Genomic DNA, 16,211 nt, shown 5'->3' on the forward strand with positions numbered 1-16,211 from the left:
AAGGCTCTTATTTAGTTTTCTATTCTTTCACATCTTTTTTCTCAACATAATGGCCCAAGTCAATAATTCAACAAGCCCACAACTAGAGGTAGCAGTAGATCTAGGTCCCTTCCGTCCCATTGGCGTGAGTGTTACATCCAGCAACCGTCTATTTGTTTCCTTCCCTAAACAAACTAAGAATTTTCAGTATGCACTGACTGAAATCATCGACGGAAAACCTGTCCCTTATCCGGATATTGAGTGGAATAAAACAGGAATAGAGAATTCCCACTTTGTTAATGTACAGGATATATTTGTCGATGCCCAGGACAATCTTTGGGTATTAGATTCCAAACCATCATCTGCCGGATCAATTTTTGGCGATGATGAAAAACCAAGCCAAGGGCAGTTCAAATTGTTGAAAATCGACACAAAGAAGGATCAAATTGAACGTATTTACAGTTTCGATGACCTTGATAAAACCAAATCGGGTCTAAATGATATGCGCATTGACGGAAAGAAAAATTTAGCCTACCTCTCTGATCCAGGCCAAGCCGCCATCATTGTTCTAGATCTTAAAACCGGAAAGAGCCGAAAAGCATTAGCTGGAAGCCGATTTACACTGGCTGATCCTGAAGTGATATTAAGCTACGACGGTAAAGATATGCGCAATGAAAACGGAAAACCTTTTTCTTCTAATGTGAATGGCATTGCATTGAGTCACGACTTTAGATATTTATACTTCAAACCGATCAATCAAACTCATTTATACTGTATCGCAACGGAATTTTTGGCCGATTCTACGTTAACGAAACAAGATCTGGAGGCGAAAGTTGAAGACAAAGGACAAGTAGGTATCACACATGGCTTACTATCAGATATGAACGGAAATATTTACCTAACTTCATCCATCGATTATAGCATAAAATATTTAAGTCCTGATGGAAAATTGCATAACTTAGTCCAGGACCGACGCATATTATGGCCTGATTCTATGGGGATCGGCGAAGATGGATATCTTTATTTTTCTTGCGCACAGCTTTTTAAAGATCCACAATGGAATAAGGGAATCGACGAGGTGGAATTGCCTTATTATATTTTTAAAATAAAACTACCTAACTCAAAAAATGAGTTTAATAACAGATAAAACAATTAAATACAACACGTTATAGAGTACTGCTGTTTACAGAACTGATATGCCATGCACCGTTAAATATAACGGTGCACGTGTTGCAGCTATCCATATTCTTACGAACTCTTCTCCCCATGAAGTTCAACGCCTCAAGCCCCATTATTGGTCATCAAAACGCTAGAATAGGCAAAAGCTACATCCCCAAAATTCAACCAACTGCTAACAATAAAAATAACATGTAGCGAAAAACCGCTCAAAGGATATGTTCCGCCTAACAGAATCAACGAGCGCCTACTAAAAGAATAAAATTTTTAGTAATAATTTTTAAATACTAACATTATTAGTATATTTGATTATCAGTTTTAGACGACACTTTTATGGAACAAATCACAGGTTATGACAATAAGGAGTTGCACGTTGGTGACATCGTTCGCTTTCATACCCCCTATCCCGATGAAGACCCGAATACGATTTTCATTGTACTGTGGTCATACTATGATCCAGAAGGAAAATCATCGAGAGCTGAAGTCGTTAAATTCGAACAGCGTTGCAAACAGCATCCTGTCATTCAGAAATGGTTTATAAGGGATCTCGAGAGGGTACCCTAAGTAAGCCTGGAATTATTGAAACAGATTGAGCTATTTATGAAAAGTAAACTTGGCAACGCTATTATCAGCAAGCTAATTATCTAATAGATTTTACAAATCAGATTTAAAGAAATACATGGTAAACAAATTCAAAGAGAAAAGAACAGCAATATCGAACTCCATTTGGTCCGACTGGCGCGAGCAGCTTAGAGAAAGTGAATTAGTGGGCTTACAGCAAAGGCTTGAAAAACTTGAAAAAGAAATGCTGCTTGATTGGCTACAATGGAATAATCCAAAAGGAAACTATACCGATCGCAAATGCATTGAAAATGGAGTACAGCAGATCTCTAAAATGAAGGCTGTAGAATATATATACAAAGAAATATTGCGTATCCATATGAAAAGAAAATATAAAGCTTTTTCGAACACCCATGCACAACTTATGTTCAACAACTAAAATTTGAAATTATGGAATCTTTTATCAAACAGATCATCGATCATCAGCTGCCAAAAATTCTAGCAATGGAATCGCATCGAAATGATTGGCGTTATCAGCTTTTAGGCTTAAAAGATAAGATGCTTTTCGATCAATTAAAGCTGATGACTCGACAAGAATTACTCGGTTGGCTTCAATGGTACGATAAGACTGGAACTTTCTCCGATCATGACTGCATCCGGAGAGGTATACCTTTATTGACGAAGGTTCAGGCATTGACAGCAGCATACCAGCGAATTATGCGTGAACATGAGGGCTGGGATGGTTATATGGGAACTGAATATATACGTAATCGGATCCTTTAAAGAGAAAATAGTTTTAAAGAGATGATGCTTTGCTCGCTGTGATATATTCCGTCAATGTATTCAAGTTAGCAAGTGCCGATCCAATGGTATTATTAAAATATACATATACCTCTTTTTCCTCTGCGATCCAACTATTGATATAGGTACTGTATTCCCTCAGTACACTGTCTGAATAGTTTCCCCGATAGTCACCATCCGGCCCATGGAGACGCATATAGATAATTTTAGTATCGGTATATTGAAGACGCATGCCACGAGTATCCTTATCATGGATAACAACATGCATTCCATATGATTTTAACAGAGTCAGAGTTTCTTCCCTATACCAAGAATCGTTTCTAAATTCTATGCATACCTTATAGGCCTCACTTCTCTGATCCTGACTGATACAGTCCAATAGCGCAGTAAGCTTTCCAATAGAAGTAAATTTACATGAGGGCGGTAATTGTATAAGCAGACATCCTTTCTTTTGACCGACACCATCAATAACGGATAGAAATCTAACTACATCCTGCGGATCAAACCTGAGTTCCTTTTCATGCGTAATTCCTTTCCATAATTTAAAAGTAAATCGAAAGCTGTCTGCTGTTTCTTCGGACCATCTTCTAACAGTTTCTTCACAGGGAATTTTATAGAAAGAACTGTTCACCTCCAAAGAATTAAATAATAAGCTGTATACGGCAAGGCGGCTCTTTCCCTGTAAATGCTTGGGATAAAAACTTCTATTTTTATATGGCAAAAGGATACCACTTGTTCCAGAAAAATAAGATTGTTCCATATTGTTATAACAATCGAACTGTATACAATGGTTCATTTTTTTCATCAAAAAAGATTCCCTTTTTTACATAAAAAGTAATTGAATTGCATATAAAAAACATTTTAGTTGATTTTGAGTAACGAGATATATAACAGCCGCTCTTTTCAGGCATCTCTTTTTTCTGCTTATTACAAGATGATAAAACAAGCATACCATCTCAATGAAGAAAAAATCTTATCTAATTAGTTTCATGATTATGGCCGTTTTGAGCGGCTGTAATGAAAATAATCGCAATAACACCAGTAGGACTTCAAATTCCCAATCTGGACAGCCCGAAGAAAGTCCAACATTTACCTTTGACAGTATCAAACAGCACTATGCACTGGGAGAAGATTTGGTTTTAAAAATAAATCGAGAGAAGAAGCAGAAATTAGATACTGTGGTCTATTACATCAATAGTAAACAGATTGGACAAGTAAGGGGCAATGCGTCATTCAAATATTCATTAAAACATGAAAAATTTGGGAAACAGATTATTAAAGCAGTCGTGTTTAGTGATGGAAAACAAGAAGAAAATACAATAAGCATAGATTTATTCGCTTCTGCTCCTCCTCGCTTGCTCCAGTATAGCATTGTAAATATTTATCCACATGATATTAAAGCTTATACGCAAGGCTTAGAGTTTTATGGTAATAACCTAATCGAAAGCACGGGAAATGGTATTGGACCAAGTGGAAATAAAGGTAAATCGAGTATTCGCATTACAAATCCTAAAACTGGTGCACCCATCAAGAAAATTGAATTGGATGATTCAATTTTTGGCGAAGGCGCCACTGTCCTGAATGGAAAATTATATCAATTGACCTATAAAAATAATACAGGCTATGTATACGATATAAACACCCTAGCCCTTGTTAGTACACTGCCTTACTTTCAGCCAATGGAAGGTTGGGGCCTGACTTCTGACGGCAAAAACCTATACATGTCCAATGGTTCGGATTACATCTATATACTCAATCCACATGACTTATCAAAATCGGACTATATTCGTGCCGCGACGAACACAGCTATGGTCGATCAGATCAATGAAATGGAATGGGTAAATGGAAAAATATATGCAAATTTCTATATGGAAGATGTCATTGGACGGATCGACCCTAAAACAGGCACCGTAGAGGCATTGGTGGATCTTTCCAAATTACGTGAAAAAGTAACGCAACATGTCGATTTGGATGTACTCAATGGGATCGCCTACAATCGAAAATCGAATACCTTTTTCGTGACTGGCAAAAACTGGGATAAAATGTTTGAGGTTAAGCTGATCGAATAGCTTTATCTTAAATGAGAAAAAAAAGCATCACTATTGAATCATTTAACCTATAACTTCTCGCGCTAGGGCAACTCTTTCATTTTATTAAATCCTTCAGTTACCATCGGAACGAGTTGTGGGGCGAATAGCTGAGATAAAATGGGCGTTTCGCGGTTATCTTTAGGGCTAGTCCATTGTGCATATACATTAGCTAAAAAATCCAATCGCTGTACAGAGGATAATCCAGGCAACGTGTAGTAGATACTTTTTTCACCTTCTTTCCCTTCCATTTGCACATATCTCCCTCTTGTAATGTTCAGGTAATGCCGTCTTTCAAAATCACGTAAGAAAGATTCAGCTTCATGAGCAGTATCCCACTTCGGATCACGTGGACAACAGACGGATCCATAACTTTCCTTCCTATAAACTGTTAGCATATTTTTAGGAGATACGGGTTTAAAGAAATCAAATACCGGATTATCATCACCTGAACGACGAATACTATCAACCCTAACCACACCGTCCTGTCTATTAATATAATAATAAAAATTGGTCGTCGTTGGTTCTATACACATACCTTGTTTTGACGCCTGTTCAGCAATCCGATCATAAAATGCCCGATCTGGTACAATCAACACAAATTTTTGAAGATCGGGATAAAATTCATTTGCTTTTTTAAATAACTCCACTGGAATTCTAGCGTTCAAAAAGAAAATATAGGTAGAATCTGGAAGGATCTGCAAAGGAAGGTCTATTAAATAACTGTCGTTTTTTTTAACCACTAAATCATCGTCAATCATAACAACCTGACCATAGTTTTCACGATACCAATCTGGCTTTACGGTATCCACCAGTGCAATAGGCGTTGATGGCTGCTGTGCTGTTATTTTACTCTTACAGGATGATGCCATCATTGATAAAATGATGAGCAAATACCACATATTTCTTTGTTTTATCATCGCAACATTAAGTTAAACATTTTACACTATTTCCCCCCCCCTAATCGCTATCCAAATGCACCGCTACTTGTGTCTAGGGATCATGGTTCAAAGCGCGTGCCGTATTCAATTATTGGTTATTTATTGACATCATGATTGCCATCCAGCATGACCGGCTACTTTACTGAACAATAATTTAGCGTATCAATCTCATTTGGCAAATAACATATTTTTGAAATTAAACTTTCTTGACATTTTATATTCGCCGTGACTATTTTAAGATTCGTAGCCGTTTAAATAATCCTTACGAGTTATATGGCGATATCTTGTTTTTTTGTGCAACTTTGAAAAATATAGATCTATCATTTCTCCTTAAAATGATCAAATTCCCAAAATCTATTTAACATTTTCATCAAAAATATTGAATCTATTAATATTTATACGAAATTTAACATAAAACACTTTGTTTCTTAGATAGAATTATAGAAATTAGAGGTATAAACCGAAGAATTTATGAATAATAGACCTTTAAACGGAATGACTATAGAAGAGCTGCATAACAATAGGAAAAACACCCTCGTCGTCACTTGGATGCTAACCATTATGCTATTTATCTTGTTGGGCACGGGGATATATACATCAATCACTAAAGGATTTAGTGCACTAATGGCTATTCCCTTTGCTTTATCCCCAATTGCAATACTCAATTTCAAAAGAATAAAAGAGATCAATGAAGAACTCAAAGTAAGAAAAGCACACTAAAATATTAAAAACAGTTTAGGTTATTTATCCTGTTTATATTCGCTTCGGGTACAGTATATGGTCAGGAGATCAGTAAATAAAAGACACAGACAATAACGCAATCAGGAATACGCCCTAGCCGTCATCACTTCTTGGGACCGTTATAGATCAATTCTTTTGGCTTTAAGTCGCGGAATACTTGACTGGCTATATGTCGTCCATTTTGCTTTTACCCGAAGGGGAAAAAGATTTACAATCAAACATGCCTTTCCATGCTTACTTCCACTATAGAATATGTTATTGAAGAAATCAAAGAATCCAGTGACATCTTAATTACTCAACTCGTACACTTGACTTTTAACGTTGTCCAAGGAGGTGCCTCTATAGGTTTTATGGACGACTTGACGGTTGAACAGGCGAGCAGGTTCTGGTCCGAAGTCCTGGATAAGGTCAAACAGCAGAAAACTGTATTAATTGTGGCCAAAAATAGCGTGACAAATCAGCTCTTCGGAACAGTTCAATTGCAGATTGATCTTCCTACCAATCAGGCACATCGTGCAGATGTTGCCAAAATGCTGGTTCATTCTGATTTTCGGAGAATGGGTATTGCACAGAAATTGCTTCAGCGAATTGAAAAGATAGCCATTGCTCTAAATAAGACACTCATGGTGCTCGACACGGTAACTGATAGCGCCGCATATTTCATGTACCAAAAATGTGGCTGGACTATTGTCGGTGATATTCCAAATTACGCTCTTCTTCCCAATGGCTTGCCGTGTAGCACAACCTACTTTTACAAAAGCCTTAATAGTCCAGCAGAGAAAACAAGCAGCCCCCAAATTCATTGAATATTCATTTGGAGGCTGCGTTTAAAAAGATCTATCTAAATAGAAATGAGGCTACTCATTTTTGTACCACACCGGTCCTGGTTTCTCGCCCATTTCAAACACTAATGTCGCACCTGACATAATCTGTTCATGTGTAATATAACTTGTTTCAAGAGGTTTACCGTCAAGGGTAACAGCTTGTATATAAATTTTGGATTTGCTCACCTGATTAGCTTTTACAGTAAATTTCTTTCCATTGGACAGTTTTAATTCGGCTTTTTCAAACAAAGGTGTGCCGATCTCATATTTCCCACTGATAGGATCAACGGGGTAAAAACCCAACGAGCTGAATACATACCAAGCTGACATCTGTCCACAATCATCATTTCCACTCAATCCAGCAGGAGTATTTAAATAAAGTTTATTCATAACCTCTGCTGCATATTGCTGTGTTTTCCAAGGTCGTCCAACAGCATTAAATAAATAGAGTGCATGGTGACTTGGCTCGTTGCCATGTGCATATTGACCAATCATACCTGTACTAAAAATTGGTAGTTTGCTGGTATCCGAAGGATGAAATGTGAACATGCTGTCCAACTTCTGAGCGAAGCGTTCTTGCCCACCAACAAGCTTAATCAATCCAGGGATATCATGCTGCACCGACCAGAAATATTGCCAAGCATTACTCTCACAGATATGCGCACTATACTCTTCGGGATCAAATGGGGTGATAAATTTACCTCTACTATCCAGGGGCTGCATAAATGAAGTCGACGGATTATAAACATTTTTGTAGTTCTGCGCTCTAGAAAAAAATGTTCCCGCAATTTCTTTCTCTCCCATCTTATCTGCCATCATGGCGATACAATGATCATCGTATGCATATTCAAGTGTTCTCGATAGCGACCAGTTTTCAGCATTATATTCATCCTTTACATCATAGGGAACATAGCCCAATTTTTTATACAGACCTATTCCTCTATAATTGTCGATATTAGCTGTCGCAACACAGGCTTCTAATGCTTTTGCAGCATCAAAATCACCGATTCCTTTTAAATATGCATCTACAATGACAGGAATTGCATGATTCCCGATCATCATATCTGTTTCACTCCCGTAAATATTCCATACTGGCAATCGGCCATGTTGTTCATAAAAAGCGATGAACGATTTAATCATATCGTTTACGCGATTAGGATCAATATAAGTAAATAAGGGATGCGACGCTCTATAAGTATCCCAAAGGGAAAAGGTGCTGTAGTTGGTCCAGCCTTCAGCCTGATGTATTTTTCTGTCAGCCCCCCTATAAGCACCATCAACGTCACTAAAAATTGTAGGTGCAAGCATGGAATGATACAATGCTGTATAGAATTTGATCTGCTCCTCTCTGTCTTTTGTTTCGATGGCAACCCTCCCCAATTCATTGTTCCAATTTTGCTGTGTCTCTTTCAAATAATAGTCAAAATCATCTTTAGGAACTTCCGCTTTCAAATTTTTGGAAGCACCTTCCATGCTTACACCTGAAAGTGCTGTGCTAAGCGTTACCTGTTCACCTTCGGCAGTTTTAAAATCAAATCTTGCTTTATAGGCTGTACCGATTCGCGTTGCATTCTTCGCTGTTGTATCGGCACTTGATAATATTACTGTGCTATCGATATGAACAGCTGTAAAAGGTTTGGAAAAACGAGTTTCAAAATAGACACGTTGCCCTCTGGCCCAGCCTTCAGAAAATCGATAGCCACGAATAGTCACAGAATCTACCACTTCGATGCGCGAATCTGTAGTCGCATCCCAGTTCATCGCTTTCTTTAAATCTAAAAATACGGCAGATTCTGCCTTTGGAAAAGTATAGCGTTGAATACCACAACGTGCTGTTGCCGTCAGTTCTACATTGATATCATAATCAACCAGTTTTACCTGATAATATCCTGCATGTGCCTTTTCGTCTTTGTGGGAAAACTTCGAATGTATACCAAGCGGAGCTTCCGCTTCATGATAAGGCAATGTCACCGGCATGAAAGATATATCGTATAAGTCACCTGCCCCGGTACCGCTTAAATGGGTATGGCTAAAGCCAGAAATTGTACTGTCGGGATAAAAGTATCCGGAAATACGGTCCCAGCCGGGCAGTCCATTATCTGGACTTAGCTGCACCATCCCAAAGGGGGATTGTGCGCCTGGATATGTATTTCCGGTAAAGTCCGTTCCGATAAAAGGATTTACATACTTTGCATAATAACTTTCATCGGAGCTTTTTAGCGAAGCACAACCAATCAAAGATAATAGGCCCGCGCAGACCGCATAATTAATATAGTTCATTGTGTAGATCAGTTTTCAATTTAGTTTGCTTATTTATCTATTTCCAGTCACAATTAGAATATCCTTGCTATTGACTAAAGTCTGGTGACTGATTTTAAATCCACTGAATGTTTTTCCGTCGATCACAATCTTTTTGATATATTCACCAGTCCCCTCTTTTTGGCGTCTTATAGTTACTCTATCGGCATTTGGATAGTATTTCTTATCGAGCTGAATAGTTACTTTATCAAATACCGGGGTTACAACGGTGTAATCTGGTCTACCCGGACAAAAAGGATAAATACCGATCATGTTCATGAGTGCCCATGTGGACATCGTCCCCGTGTCATCATTACCTGGTATACCACCGGGGCTGTTGGTAAAATGTTTTTCCAGTATTTCTTTCACCAACTTTTGAGTGCGCCATTCTTCGCCTTTAATTTCTGAAAACACATGTGGATACAGCATATCCGGTTCATTTGTCACATCAAAATAACCCTTATCAAACGTTGCCTGAAGCCGATCTACAAATTTTTTCTTTCCGCCCATCAATTTCACCAAACCAGGAATATCAAATGGAATTGCAAAACTGTAATTCCAGGCATTACCTTCATGGAAACCATGGTTAGGTTCAAAATTAGCTCCCATCAATGGATTAAATGGGCTCAAAAACTTGCCGGTGGGGAGGATAGGTCTGAAAGTCCCATACTCGGAAGAATAGTAATGTTTATACCCCTGCGCCCGCTTACCAAAAAGCTGTGCATCGTCGGTTTTCCCTAAAGAGGCAGCCAACTGCGCTAAATTCCAGTCCGCAACATAATATTCTATCGCATGCGATACGGAATTATCAAACGAATCGCGCAACGGTACATACCCATACTTCACATAATCCGCATTGTCAGGCCTAATTTTATTTTTTGAGTCAGTTGTAGTGGCAGATTTCAAAAAGGCTTCATAAGCTGTATTGATATCAAAATCCCGAATACCTTTCATCCATGCATCAACGATCACAGGAATTGCGGGATCGCCATCCATCGTATAGCTTTCTCGGCTATACAATTCCCATTTGGGCATCCAACCGTTTTCGTTATACATATCAATCATGGAACGTATCATACCCACCTGCTTATCGGGATAAACCAACGACATAAGCGGCTGTACATTTCTATAGGTATCCCATAGTGAAAACACTGTATAACGATTATGAGCTGCAACCAGAGTCTTCCGGCTCTCCATTGCGGGATACTCCCCATTCACGTCCTGTAAAACATTGGGATGAATCATGGCATGGTATAGTGCTGTATAAAACACGGTTTTCTGATCTTCCGTTCCACCCTCTACCTGTATCTTGGACAAAGCATTATTCCATTGCAAAGAAGCCTGCTGATGCGTTTTCTCAAATCCCAAATCGGCCTGCTCGGCTTCTAGATTTTTACGGGCATTATCAACGCTCACAAACGACACGGCAAGCTGTACCTCTAAACTTTCATTCTCTTGCACATCAAAGCTAAAAAATGAACCAAGATCATCACCCGAAAGCTGGTCTGTATAGTCTGTGAAAATTTTATATTTTCCAGCATCTTTATTCCAGTCATTTTCCCATTTTTCTCCCGCACGCTGGAATTTCCAGTAACCTCTTTTTGCGGGCTTTTTATTGACACGCATGACGAAGAAAATTGGGTAAACAGCTTGATTATTACTGTAGCAGAAAGAGCCCAACAGCTTAGATCCTTCTATTTCAGTATCACTCACATAACGAACTGTCGCCCCCGTTTCATTTGTTAAACCTTCGCCCAAATTGAGCAGGATATTTGCCTGCCCTTTTGGAAAAGTAAATTTTGAAACTCCCACACGTGCTGTGGCTGAAACTTCCGTCTTAATGTTATATTTCTTCAAAACGTTGCTGTAATATCCTGGATGGGCAACCTCTTGCGTATAGGTACTGCCATATTGATGGTAATCAACCTCCAGTTTTCCCGCGGTTGGCATCAACAACAAACTTCCCATATCTGGACATCCTACTCCACTTAAATTGACATGCGAGAAACCTGTAAAATAGCTGTTGCTATGCTCATAGGGAGTTGACCACCATCTTGCATCTTTATCAAATGCATTAAGTGATGACCCCATTACATTAAAAGGGGAGACATTCATTAAACCGTTGGGAACCTGAGCTCCCGGATTGGTTGTTCCATAATTGCTGGTACCGATAAACGGATTGACATAGTCGGCAGGAAGCTTTTGGGCAGAAATATTCTCCCAAAGAAAGAATCCTAAAAATAAAAAATGAATAAATTTGATCATATAATCTTGATAGGCGGCTTTGCTAATCGCTTTTGTTGAAGCAAACATCATAGGCCGCGCATTTTAGCGTGTACCTACAATACTACAGATAATCAGAACGATTTACAAATCTTAATGACCGTTATATCGATGATTTTACGTTTGTTAATAGGTTTTAGCATAATTAAAAACATCAAGCCATGCTATTAATTTCAGTGAATAACAATAAAAACCTGAAGCGGGGAACTTCAGGTTTTTATCAACTAACCAATTATTAACCTAAATTATGAAACTACTAGTATAACGCCATACATAGTCGTTTGTTATATGGTCGCCTGCGTTTAACTAAACTTTAACAAATCGGTGTCGTCATAATCTCTAATCCCCATCTGATAGGCCCCGACAGTAAACGGTATTTCATGTTGTGCAACCATAACGGGTGTTTACTTCATTCCGTCTGGTTCTTTAGCCAACCAACCATTTGCGTCATACATTTCAAGCTGCGACCGGACCCTTTTATTGGAGAACTCGGGTGTAATCAGATTCCAAAATTGATTTAAATTCCAAAATGCATCATTGCTTAAAGTGCGATCCCCTTTATGGGATAAAATTCGTATCACTTCGTATGAGGTTCTCCATTCTCCATTGACATGGCTGAATGTGTTTCGGCTTGCCAAAACGAGATGCATATTGGTATATAACATCCCTTTTTCTAGACAATCTGAGGATCGCCGTCATAACCAAAATCATGTTCCAAAAATTTCTTATTTCCGTTAAGTGCAAAAGCAACCCCATTACTTGAATCGTTTGAATTTTCCAATTGGCAAATTGCATGCCCTTGCCCTAAGGCAGACTGTCAACACATCAATATCAGACCAGCCGCAAAAGAAAGTTAACCACTTAGCAAAACGTTTAAAATTAAGAATTTAAGTAAAAAATTACTGCAAAAAACAAATATCAAATGAATAAAAATAAAATATATATACATACTATTAAAGAAATAAATTGAACTGAATTAATCAAATTCACACGAAACCTAGAAAATAAACGATTGTAATTTACAGTTAGGGAAATAGGAAAATTTACGATTTATATAATTTCAACCCTATTGAACACCTTTCCTGATTGTGGGAGTCGGCAAGTTCCGTCAACAAAAAAGTTTCTACTGAGTATGCGCCGGAAAACGAGGCGTCGAGGTAAGCACACAAATTAAGAAATCGCTGGACGTCATCATTTTAGGATTGTACCTTTGTCAAAAACTAAGGCAAAGTAATAATAACTATTGGCTATTTGGCTCCAATAGGTTATATTTATACATTATTTGCTTTAAACCCTTAAAGATAATAGTATTATCTTTTGTATTATCATTATAAACAATATTCTACCCATTTGTGTAGAAACTTATTAGATTGTTGGATAGATATTTAATATTTTGAATAGGTTTAGATATTACTTTAACGATGGTTACAAAGTAAGAATAGGATGTAAAAAAGCCTTTTCCAGCGTATAGATTGAGAGTGTGCCCTTATTTTTGTAACTTGCACGCCAAGACAACATCGATTTTACGTGGTATTTCAAAAGCGATTACGGATCATCTTTGTAATTTACACTATGAAAATTAAGATTGAAGATTTTTTCAAGCCGATACAAGTTAAAGACGACTTTAGCAAAGATGATTATGAGATTGTCGAAGCCTTTATTAATTTCGCTAAATCCTTAAGCAGATTAACCTATCAAAGTATATATTTAATTGATTATTCAAAGAAAAGCTTTCTATTTGTTTCTGATAATCCGATCTTCTTGTGCGGAAGCACACCTACAGAAGTAATGCGGGACGGTTATTATCACTATGTAAATAATGTCCCTGAGAGCGATTTGCATTTACTTAAAAAAATCAACGATGTTGGTTTTGACTTCTTTGGAAATTTAGATGTCGAAGATCGTTTAAAATTCTCCATATCTTATGATTTCCATTTAAAGCAACCCGGTAATAAACCACTTTTAGTGAACCATAAACTAAAACCCCTACTCTTGGATAAGTTTTCCAATCCTTGGATCGCGCTATGCCTGGTTTCGATGTCCTCGCATGCAAACTCTGGAAATATTCGATTTAAATCTGATGAAGATGGGAAACAATTTGAATATGACCTGAATAAAGATGTATGGATAGAGACTCCGCGTATTAAATTGAAGCCACGTGAAAAGGATATTCTTCTCTTTTCGGCACAAGGGCTTACGATGGATCAAATAGCAGATCGACTATATGTATCAATTGATACCGTAAAATTTCATAAAAAACAAATATTTTCAAAACTAAAAGTCAAAAGTATAACAGAAGCTACAGCATTGGCTATTGAATTATCTCTTTTTTGATGTTATTCACTATTTTTTGAACGTAACAGCATCCGGTTAGACATCTCAACAAATTTTTGTATATCCACATTATTTCCCACGCTAAGCTGGGAATACTTATTTTTCTCTATAAAAGCCTCCAGCCATTCCGATTTAATATAGATTGGTAAAGTTTCAGAATATAAGTATATAATAGGATCTCCAAGCTGATAAGATTCAATTTCCAGTTTACGAAGTGTGTTCACAACTTTCCGGTCACATTCGGCTATGACTAATCCGCTACCAAGGCAATGTGGCCCGTAAAAAGCATCAAAAAGCATCTTTTTTAAGATATTAATTCGGTTACCTACTATCTTACCAGAGATAACAAAACGACCGATATGCCAAAAATTAGTTACATGTGGAATTAATAAGCTTTCTGTTTCGATATCAAACAATTTCTGAATAGGTAAGCTTGTTTCCTTATCCCAAAATGTAATTCTAATACATGCATGGATACTGTTATGGAGCTTACTTCGAAGGACATAATAAATAGAACAATCAAAAAAAATCTGATCCTCCCCCATTAATGACTCAAAATCAAACTTATATGCCTCTTCAGAATAACTATCCAGTTTGTAATGCTCCCGGGTCGTTACTAAATAAAAATGAATAAGTTCAGGAAGTTCGCTTTTATTAAGCTTAGTAAAATAATAATTTTCAGGCGTCCAGTTCATGCAAATGTTATTCGATATGCAATTATAAAAATAAATACTTTTCGTTTAAATTCCTACACCTAAAAATTTAATACAGAAAAGTGTAATGGAAAGAATATTTTCTTCAATTATATTAAGTTCAACTCATCATTGACAAATAATAGGAATCCGGAAAGAATTTTACAGGTTTTATTGTTGCCAAGTTGAACACGATGTGACTAACCATCCCCGATAAGATGTACAAACCTAATGATAACTGTGGCGGGGGGGATATTAAGGCTATTTTACCATATTCTGCCAAAAACTCCTCAAACCATTTCGCATCAATATCTTTTGCTCTTAAGCTATCCGCAATAAATTTACCGACATTTAATTCAAAAGTCTCATGTGCCTTTTCCAACGACTGCAGATTCAGGCCTTCCGGAGGAAGAACAGTTAAAAATCCCGCCCAACCTAAATTATAAGGATGTACTACTGGTATATTTTTCTTGGCCATATATTGGTCAAAAACAAAAGGTATATCAGAAGAAAAATCCAGCGCATTAATGGCAACCTTATGATTGAGATCGATTTCATGCAAGTTGTCCTGATTAATAAATTCAGGAAACACGGTTATATTGGCTTCTGGATTAATTGCATGTAAACGATCTCGTAAGACTATTGCTTTCTTGACACCAATATCCTTGTTTGTATAATTTTGACGGTTTAGGTTTGTCAATTCAACAACATCTCCATCGGCAATTGTCAAATTTTCGAAACCCATACGTAATAAGCATTCTGCGATATAACTTCCTATTCCACATCCCCCGATCAATACAGGAAAATCTTTGATACGTTGTTGATCCTCTTCTTTAATATGTATGTTATTCCGAATATACCTCAAATCCATAGCTAATATTTAATAATTTTGTATCACATAAAGATAGAATTATAATTTATAATATTTTTATTAAAGAAATTACTAAGCACTTTTTTAGATAGTCGCGTAGCAAATAGGTTCGATTTATTGTTATTTTCAAACTAAAATTACTGAGAATGAAAAACAAAATACATATCTTTAGTAGTATCAACCTATAAAAAATGGATAATACAAGAATATATCGCATGACATTTGCCGGCGTATATCCGCTTTATATACAAAAGGCCGAAAGAAAAGGACGCACCAAAGAGGAGGTCGACGAAATTATATTTTGGCTAACCGGTTATAATCCTGCATCGATAAAGCACCTAATTGTGGATAAAACTGACTTTGAACACTTCTTTGAATATGCACCATGTTTACACCCGAATTTATCGAAGATTAAGGGTGTCATCTGTGGCTATCGGATTGAAGAGATTGATGACCCGTTGGTCCAAAAAGTTCGCTATCTCGATAAATTAATTGATGAGTTAGCTAAAGGCAAACCCATGGAAAAAATTTTAAGAAAATAGTTTTTATCCCACTACCTTTGGAATATCATTTAGACACCACCTCTAAATGAGGCGATGAGTAATATTTAAACATCGCGTTGA

General features: G+C 37.2%; 16 protein-coding genes. 9 read left to right on the forward strand and 7 right to left on the reverse strand.

From position 1 onward, the window contains the following. Nucleotides 1–49 precede the first annotated feature (49 nt). From B2107_RS09805 to B2107_RS09820, 4 genes are all read left to right on the forward strand, one after another. Complete coding sequence (locus tag B2107_RS09805; protein ID WP_293955452.1) at nt 50–1,126, forward strand: L-dopachrome tautomerase-related protein; 1,077 nt, start codon at nt 50–52, stop codon at nt 1,124–1,126. A 362-nt stretch (nt 1,127–1,488) separates the two neighbouring features. After that, nucleotides 1,489–1,719, forward strand: coding sequence for a hypothetical protein (locus B2107_RS09810; RefSeq protein WP_293955453.1), 231 nt, complete (start codon nt 1,489–1,491; stop codon nt 1,717–1,719). A 115-nt stretch (nt 1,720–1,834) separates the two neighbouring features. After that, entirely contained in the window at nt 1,835–2,155 is a 321-nt protein-coding gene (locus tag B2107_RS09815; RefSeq protein ID WP_293955454.1) for a hypothetical protein, read from the forward strand. 11 nt (nt 2,156–2,166) lie between these two features. After that, nucleotides 2,167–2,499 (forward strand): hypothetical protein, encoded by a 333-nt coding sequence (locus tag B2107_RS09820; RefSeq protein ID WP_293955455.1) that lies wholly within the window; start codon nt 2,167–2,169, stop codon nt 2,497–2,499. Between the two features lie 13 nt (nt 2,500–2,512). Here the strand turns inward: B2107_RS09820 and B2107_RS09825 are convergent, their stop codons facing one another. After that, entirely contained in the window at nt 2,513–3,277 is a 765-nt protein-coding gene (locus B2107_RS09825) for a DUF72 domain-containing protein (RefSeq protein ID WP_293955456.1), read from the reverse strand. A gap of 199 nt (nt 3,278–3,476) precedes the next feature. On the opposite strand from B2107_RS09825, the gene B2107_RS09830 reads away from it, so the two are divergent. Beyond that, nucleotides 3,477–4,586 carry a glutaminyl-peptide cyclotransferase gene (locus tag B2107_RS09830; protein WP_293955457.1) on the forward strand — a complete coding sequence of 370 codons (1,110 nt, stop codon included), beginning with the start codon at nt 3,477–3,479 and terminating at the stop codon, nt 4,584–4,586. A 62-nt stretch (nt 4,587–4,648) separates the two neighbouring features. Here the strand turns inward: B2107_RS09830 and B2107_RS09835 are convergent, their stop codons facing one another. Then, complete coding sequence (locus B2107_RS09835; RefSeq protein WP_293955458.1) at nt 4,649–5,524, reverse strand: hypothetical protein; 876 nt, start codon at nt 5,522–5,524, stop codon at nt 4,649–4,651. A 492-nt stretch (nt 5,525–6,016) separates the two neighbouring features. On the opposite strand from B2107_RS09835, the gene B2107_RS09840 reads away from it, so the two are divergent. Further along, on the forward strand, nt 6,017–6,265 hold the full coding sequence (locus B2107_RS09840) for a redox-active disulfide protein 2 (protein ID WP_293955459.1): 249 nt from the start codon (nt 6,017–6,019) through the stop codon (nt 6,263–6,265). A 251-nt stretch (nt 6,266–6,516) separates the two neighbouring features. Further along, on the forward strand, nt 6,517–7,092 hold the full coding sequence (locus B2107_RS09845) for a GNAT family N-acetyltransferase (RefSeq protein ID WP_293955460.1): 576 nt from the start codon (nt 6,517–6,519) through the stop codon (nt 7,090–7,092). A gap of 51 nt (nt 7,093–7,143) precedes the next feature. On the opposite strand, the gene B2107_RS09850 is transcribed toward B2107_RS09845, so the two are convergent. The 3 genes from B2107_RS09850 to B2107_RS09860 form a co-directional block, all read right to left on the reverse strand. Next, the gene (locus tag B2107_RS09850; RefSeq protein ID WP_293955461.1) at nt 7,144–9,390 is read right to left on the reverse strand and encodes a GH92 family glycosyl hydrolase; all 2,247 of its coding nucleotides are present in this window, start codon (nt 9,388–9,390) and stop codon (nt 7,144–7,146) included. A 33-nt stretch (nt 9,391–9,423) separates the two neighbouring features. Beyond that, a complete protein-coding gene (locus B2107_RS09855; protein ID WP_293955462.1) occupies nt 9,424–11,724 on the reverse strand; it encodes a GH92 family glycosyl hydrolase in 2,301 nt (766 codons plus the stop codon). Between the two features lie 371 nt (nt 11,725–12,095). After that, nucleotides 12,096–12,356 (reverse strand): glycoside hydrolase domain-containing protein, encoded by a 261-nt coding sequence (locus B2107_RS09860; protein WP_293955463.1) that lies wholly within the window; start codon nt 12,354–12,356, stop codon nt 12,096–12,098. Between the two features lie 907 nt (nt 12,357–13,263). On the opposite strand from B2107_RS09860, the gene B2107_RS09865 reads away from it, so the two are divergent. After that, nucleotides 13,264–14,025, forward strand: coding sequence for a response regulator transcription factor (locus tag B2107_RS09865; RefSeq protein WP_293955464.1), 762 nt, complete (start codon nt 13,264–13,266; stop codon nt 14,023–14,025). Between the two features lie 2 nt (nt 14,026–14,027). On the opposite strand, the gene B2107_RS09870 is transcribed toward B2107_RS09865, so the two are convergent. Both B2107_RS09870 and B2107_RS09875 read right to left on the reverse strand, forming a co-directional pair. After that, entirely contained in the window at nt 14,028–14,720 is a 693-nt protein-coding gene (locus B2107_RS09870; RefSeq protein ID WP_293955465.1) for a hypothetical protein, read from the reverse strand. 118 nt (nt 14,721–14,838) lie between these two features. Then, nucleotides 14,839–15,588: a HesA/MoeB/ThiF family protein gene (locus B2107_RS09875; protein ID WP_293955466.1), complete on the reverse strand. Its 750-nt coding sequence runs from the start codon at nt 15,586–15,588 to the stop codon at nt 14,839–14,841. Between the two features lie 191 nt (nt 15,589–15,779). Between B2107_RS09875 and B2107_RS09880 the strand changes: the two genes are divergently transcribed. Further along, entirely contained in the window at nt 15,780–16,130 is a 351-nt protein-coding gene (locus B2107_RS09880) for a DUF2200 domain-containing protein (RefSeq protein ID WP_293955467.1), read from the forward strand. Nucleotides 16,131–16,211 lie beyond the last annotated feature (81 nt).

The organism is Sphingobacterium sp. UBA7855, assembly GCA_002500745.1.
In the GTDB taxonomy this organism is placed as follows: domain Bacteria; phylum Bacteroidota; class Bacteroidia; order Sphingobacteriales; family Sphingobacteriaceae; genus Sphingobacterium.

What these genes read in the sequence shown, in the direction of transcription:
- B2107_RS09805 (WP_293955452.1), top strand. Translation starts at nt 50, where the DNA reads ATGGCCCAAGTCAATAATTCAACAAGCCCACAACTAGAGGTAGCAGTA.
- B2107_RS09810 (WP_293955453.1), top strand. Translation starts at nt 1,489, where the DNA reads ATGGAACAAATCACAGGTTATGACAATAAGGAGTTGCACGTTGGTGAC.
- B2107_RS09815 (WP_293955454.1), top strand. Translation starts at nt 1,835, where the DNA reads ATGGTAAACAAATTCAAAGAGAAAAGAACAGCAATATCGAACTCCATT.
- B2107_RS09820 (WP_293955455.1), top strand. Translation starts at nt 2,167, where the DNA reads ATGGAATCTTTTATCAAACAGATCATCGATCATCAGCTGCCAAAAATT.
- B2107_RS09825 (WP_293955456.1), bottom strand. Translation starts at nt 3,277, where the DNA reads ATGGAACAATCTTATTTTTCTGGAACAAGTGGTATCCTTTTGCCATAT.
- B2107_RS09830 (WP_293955457.1), top strand. Translation starts at nt 3,477, where the DNA reads ATGAAGAAAAAATCTTATCTAATTAGTTTCATGATTATGGCCGTTTTG.
- B2107_RS09835 (WP_293955458.1), bottom strand. Translation starts at nt 5,524, where the DNA reads ATGATAAAACAAAGAAATATGTGGTATTTGCTCATCATTTTATCAATG.
- B2107_RS09840 (WP_293955459.1), top strand. Translation starts at nt 6,017, where the DNA reads ATGAATAATAGACCTTTAAACGGAATGACTATAGAAGAGCTGCATAAC.
- B2107_RS09845 (WP_293955460.1), top strand. Translation starts at nt 6,517, where the DNA reads ATGCTTACTTCCACTATAGAATATGTTATTGAAGAAATCAAAGAATCC.
- B2107_RS09850 (WP_293955461.1), bottom strand. Translation starts at nt 9,390, where the DNA reads ATGAACTATATTAATTATGCGGTCTGCGCGGGCCTATTATCTTTGATT.
- B2107_RS09855 (WP_293955462.1), bottom strand. Translation starts at nt 11,724, where the DNA reads ATGATGTTTGCTTCAACAAAAGCGATTAGCAAAGCCGCCTATCAAGAT.
- B2107_RS09860 (WP_293955463.1), bottom strand. Translation starts at nt 12,356, where the DNA reads ATGTTATATACCAATATGCATCTCGTTTTGGCAAGCCGAAACACATTC.
- B2107_RS09865 (WP_293955464.1), top strand. Translation starts at nt 13,264, where the DNA reads ATGAAAATTAAGATTGAAGATTTTTTCAAGCCGATACAAGTTAAAGAC.
- B2107_RS09870 (WP_293955465.1), bottom strand. Translation starts at nt 14,720, where the DNA reads ATGAACTGGACGCCTGAAAATTATTATTTTACTAAGCTTAATAAAAGC.
- B2107_RS09875 (WP_293955466.1), bottom strand. Translation starts at nt 15,588, where the DNA reads ATGGATTTGAGGTATATTCGGAATAACATACATATTAAAGAAGAGGAT.
- B2107_RS09880 (WP_293955467.1), top strand. Translation starts at nt 15,780, where the DNA reads ATGGATAATACAAGAATATATCGCATGACATTTGCCGGCGTATATCCG.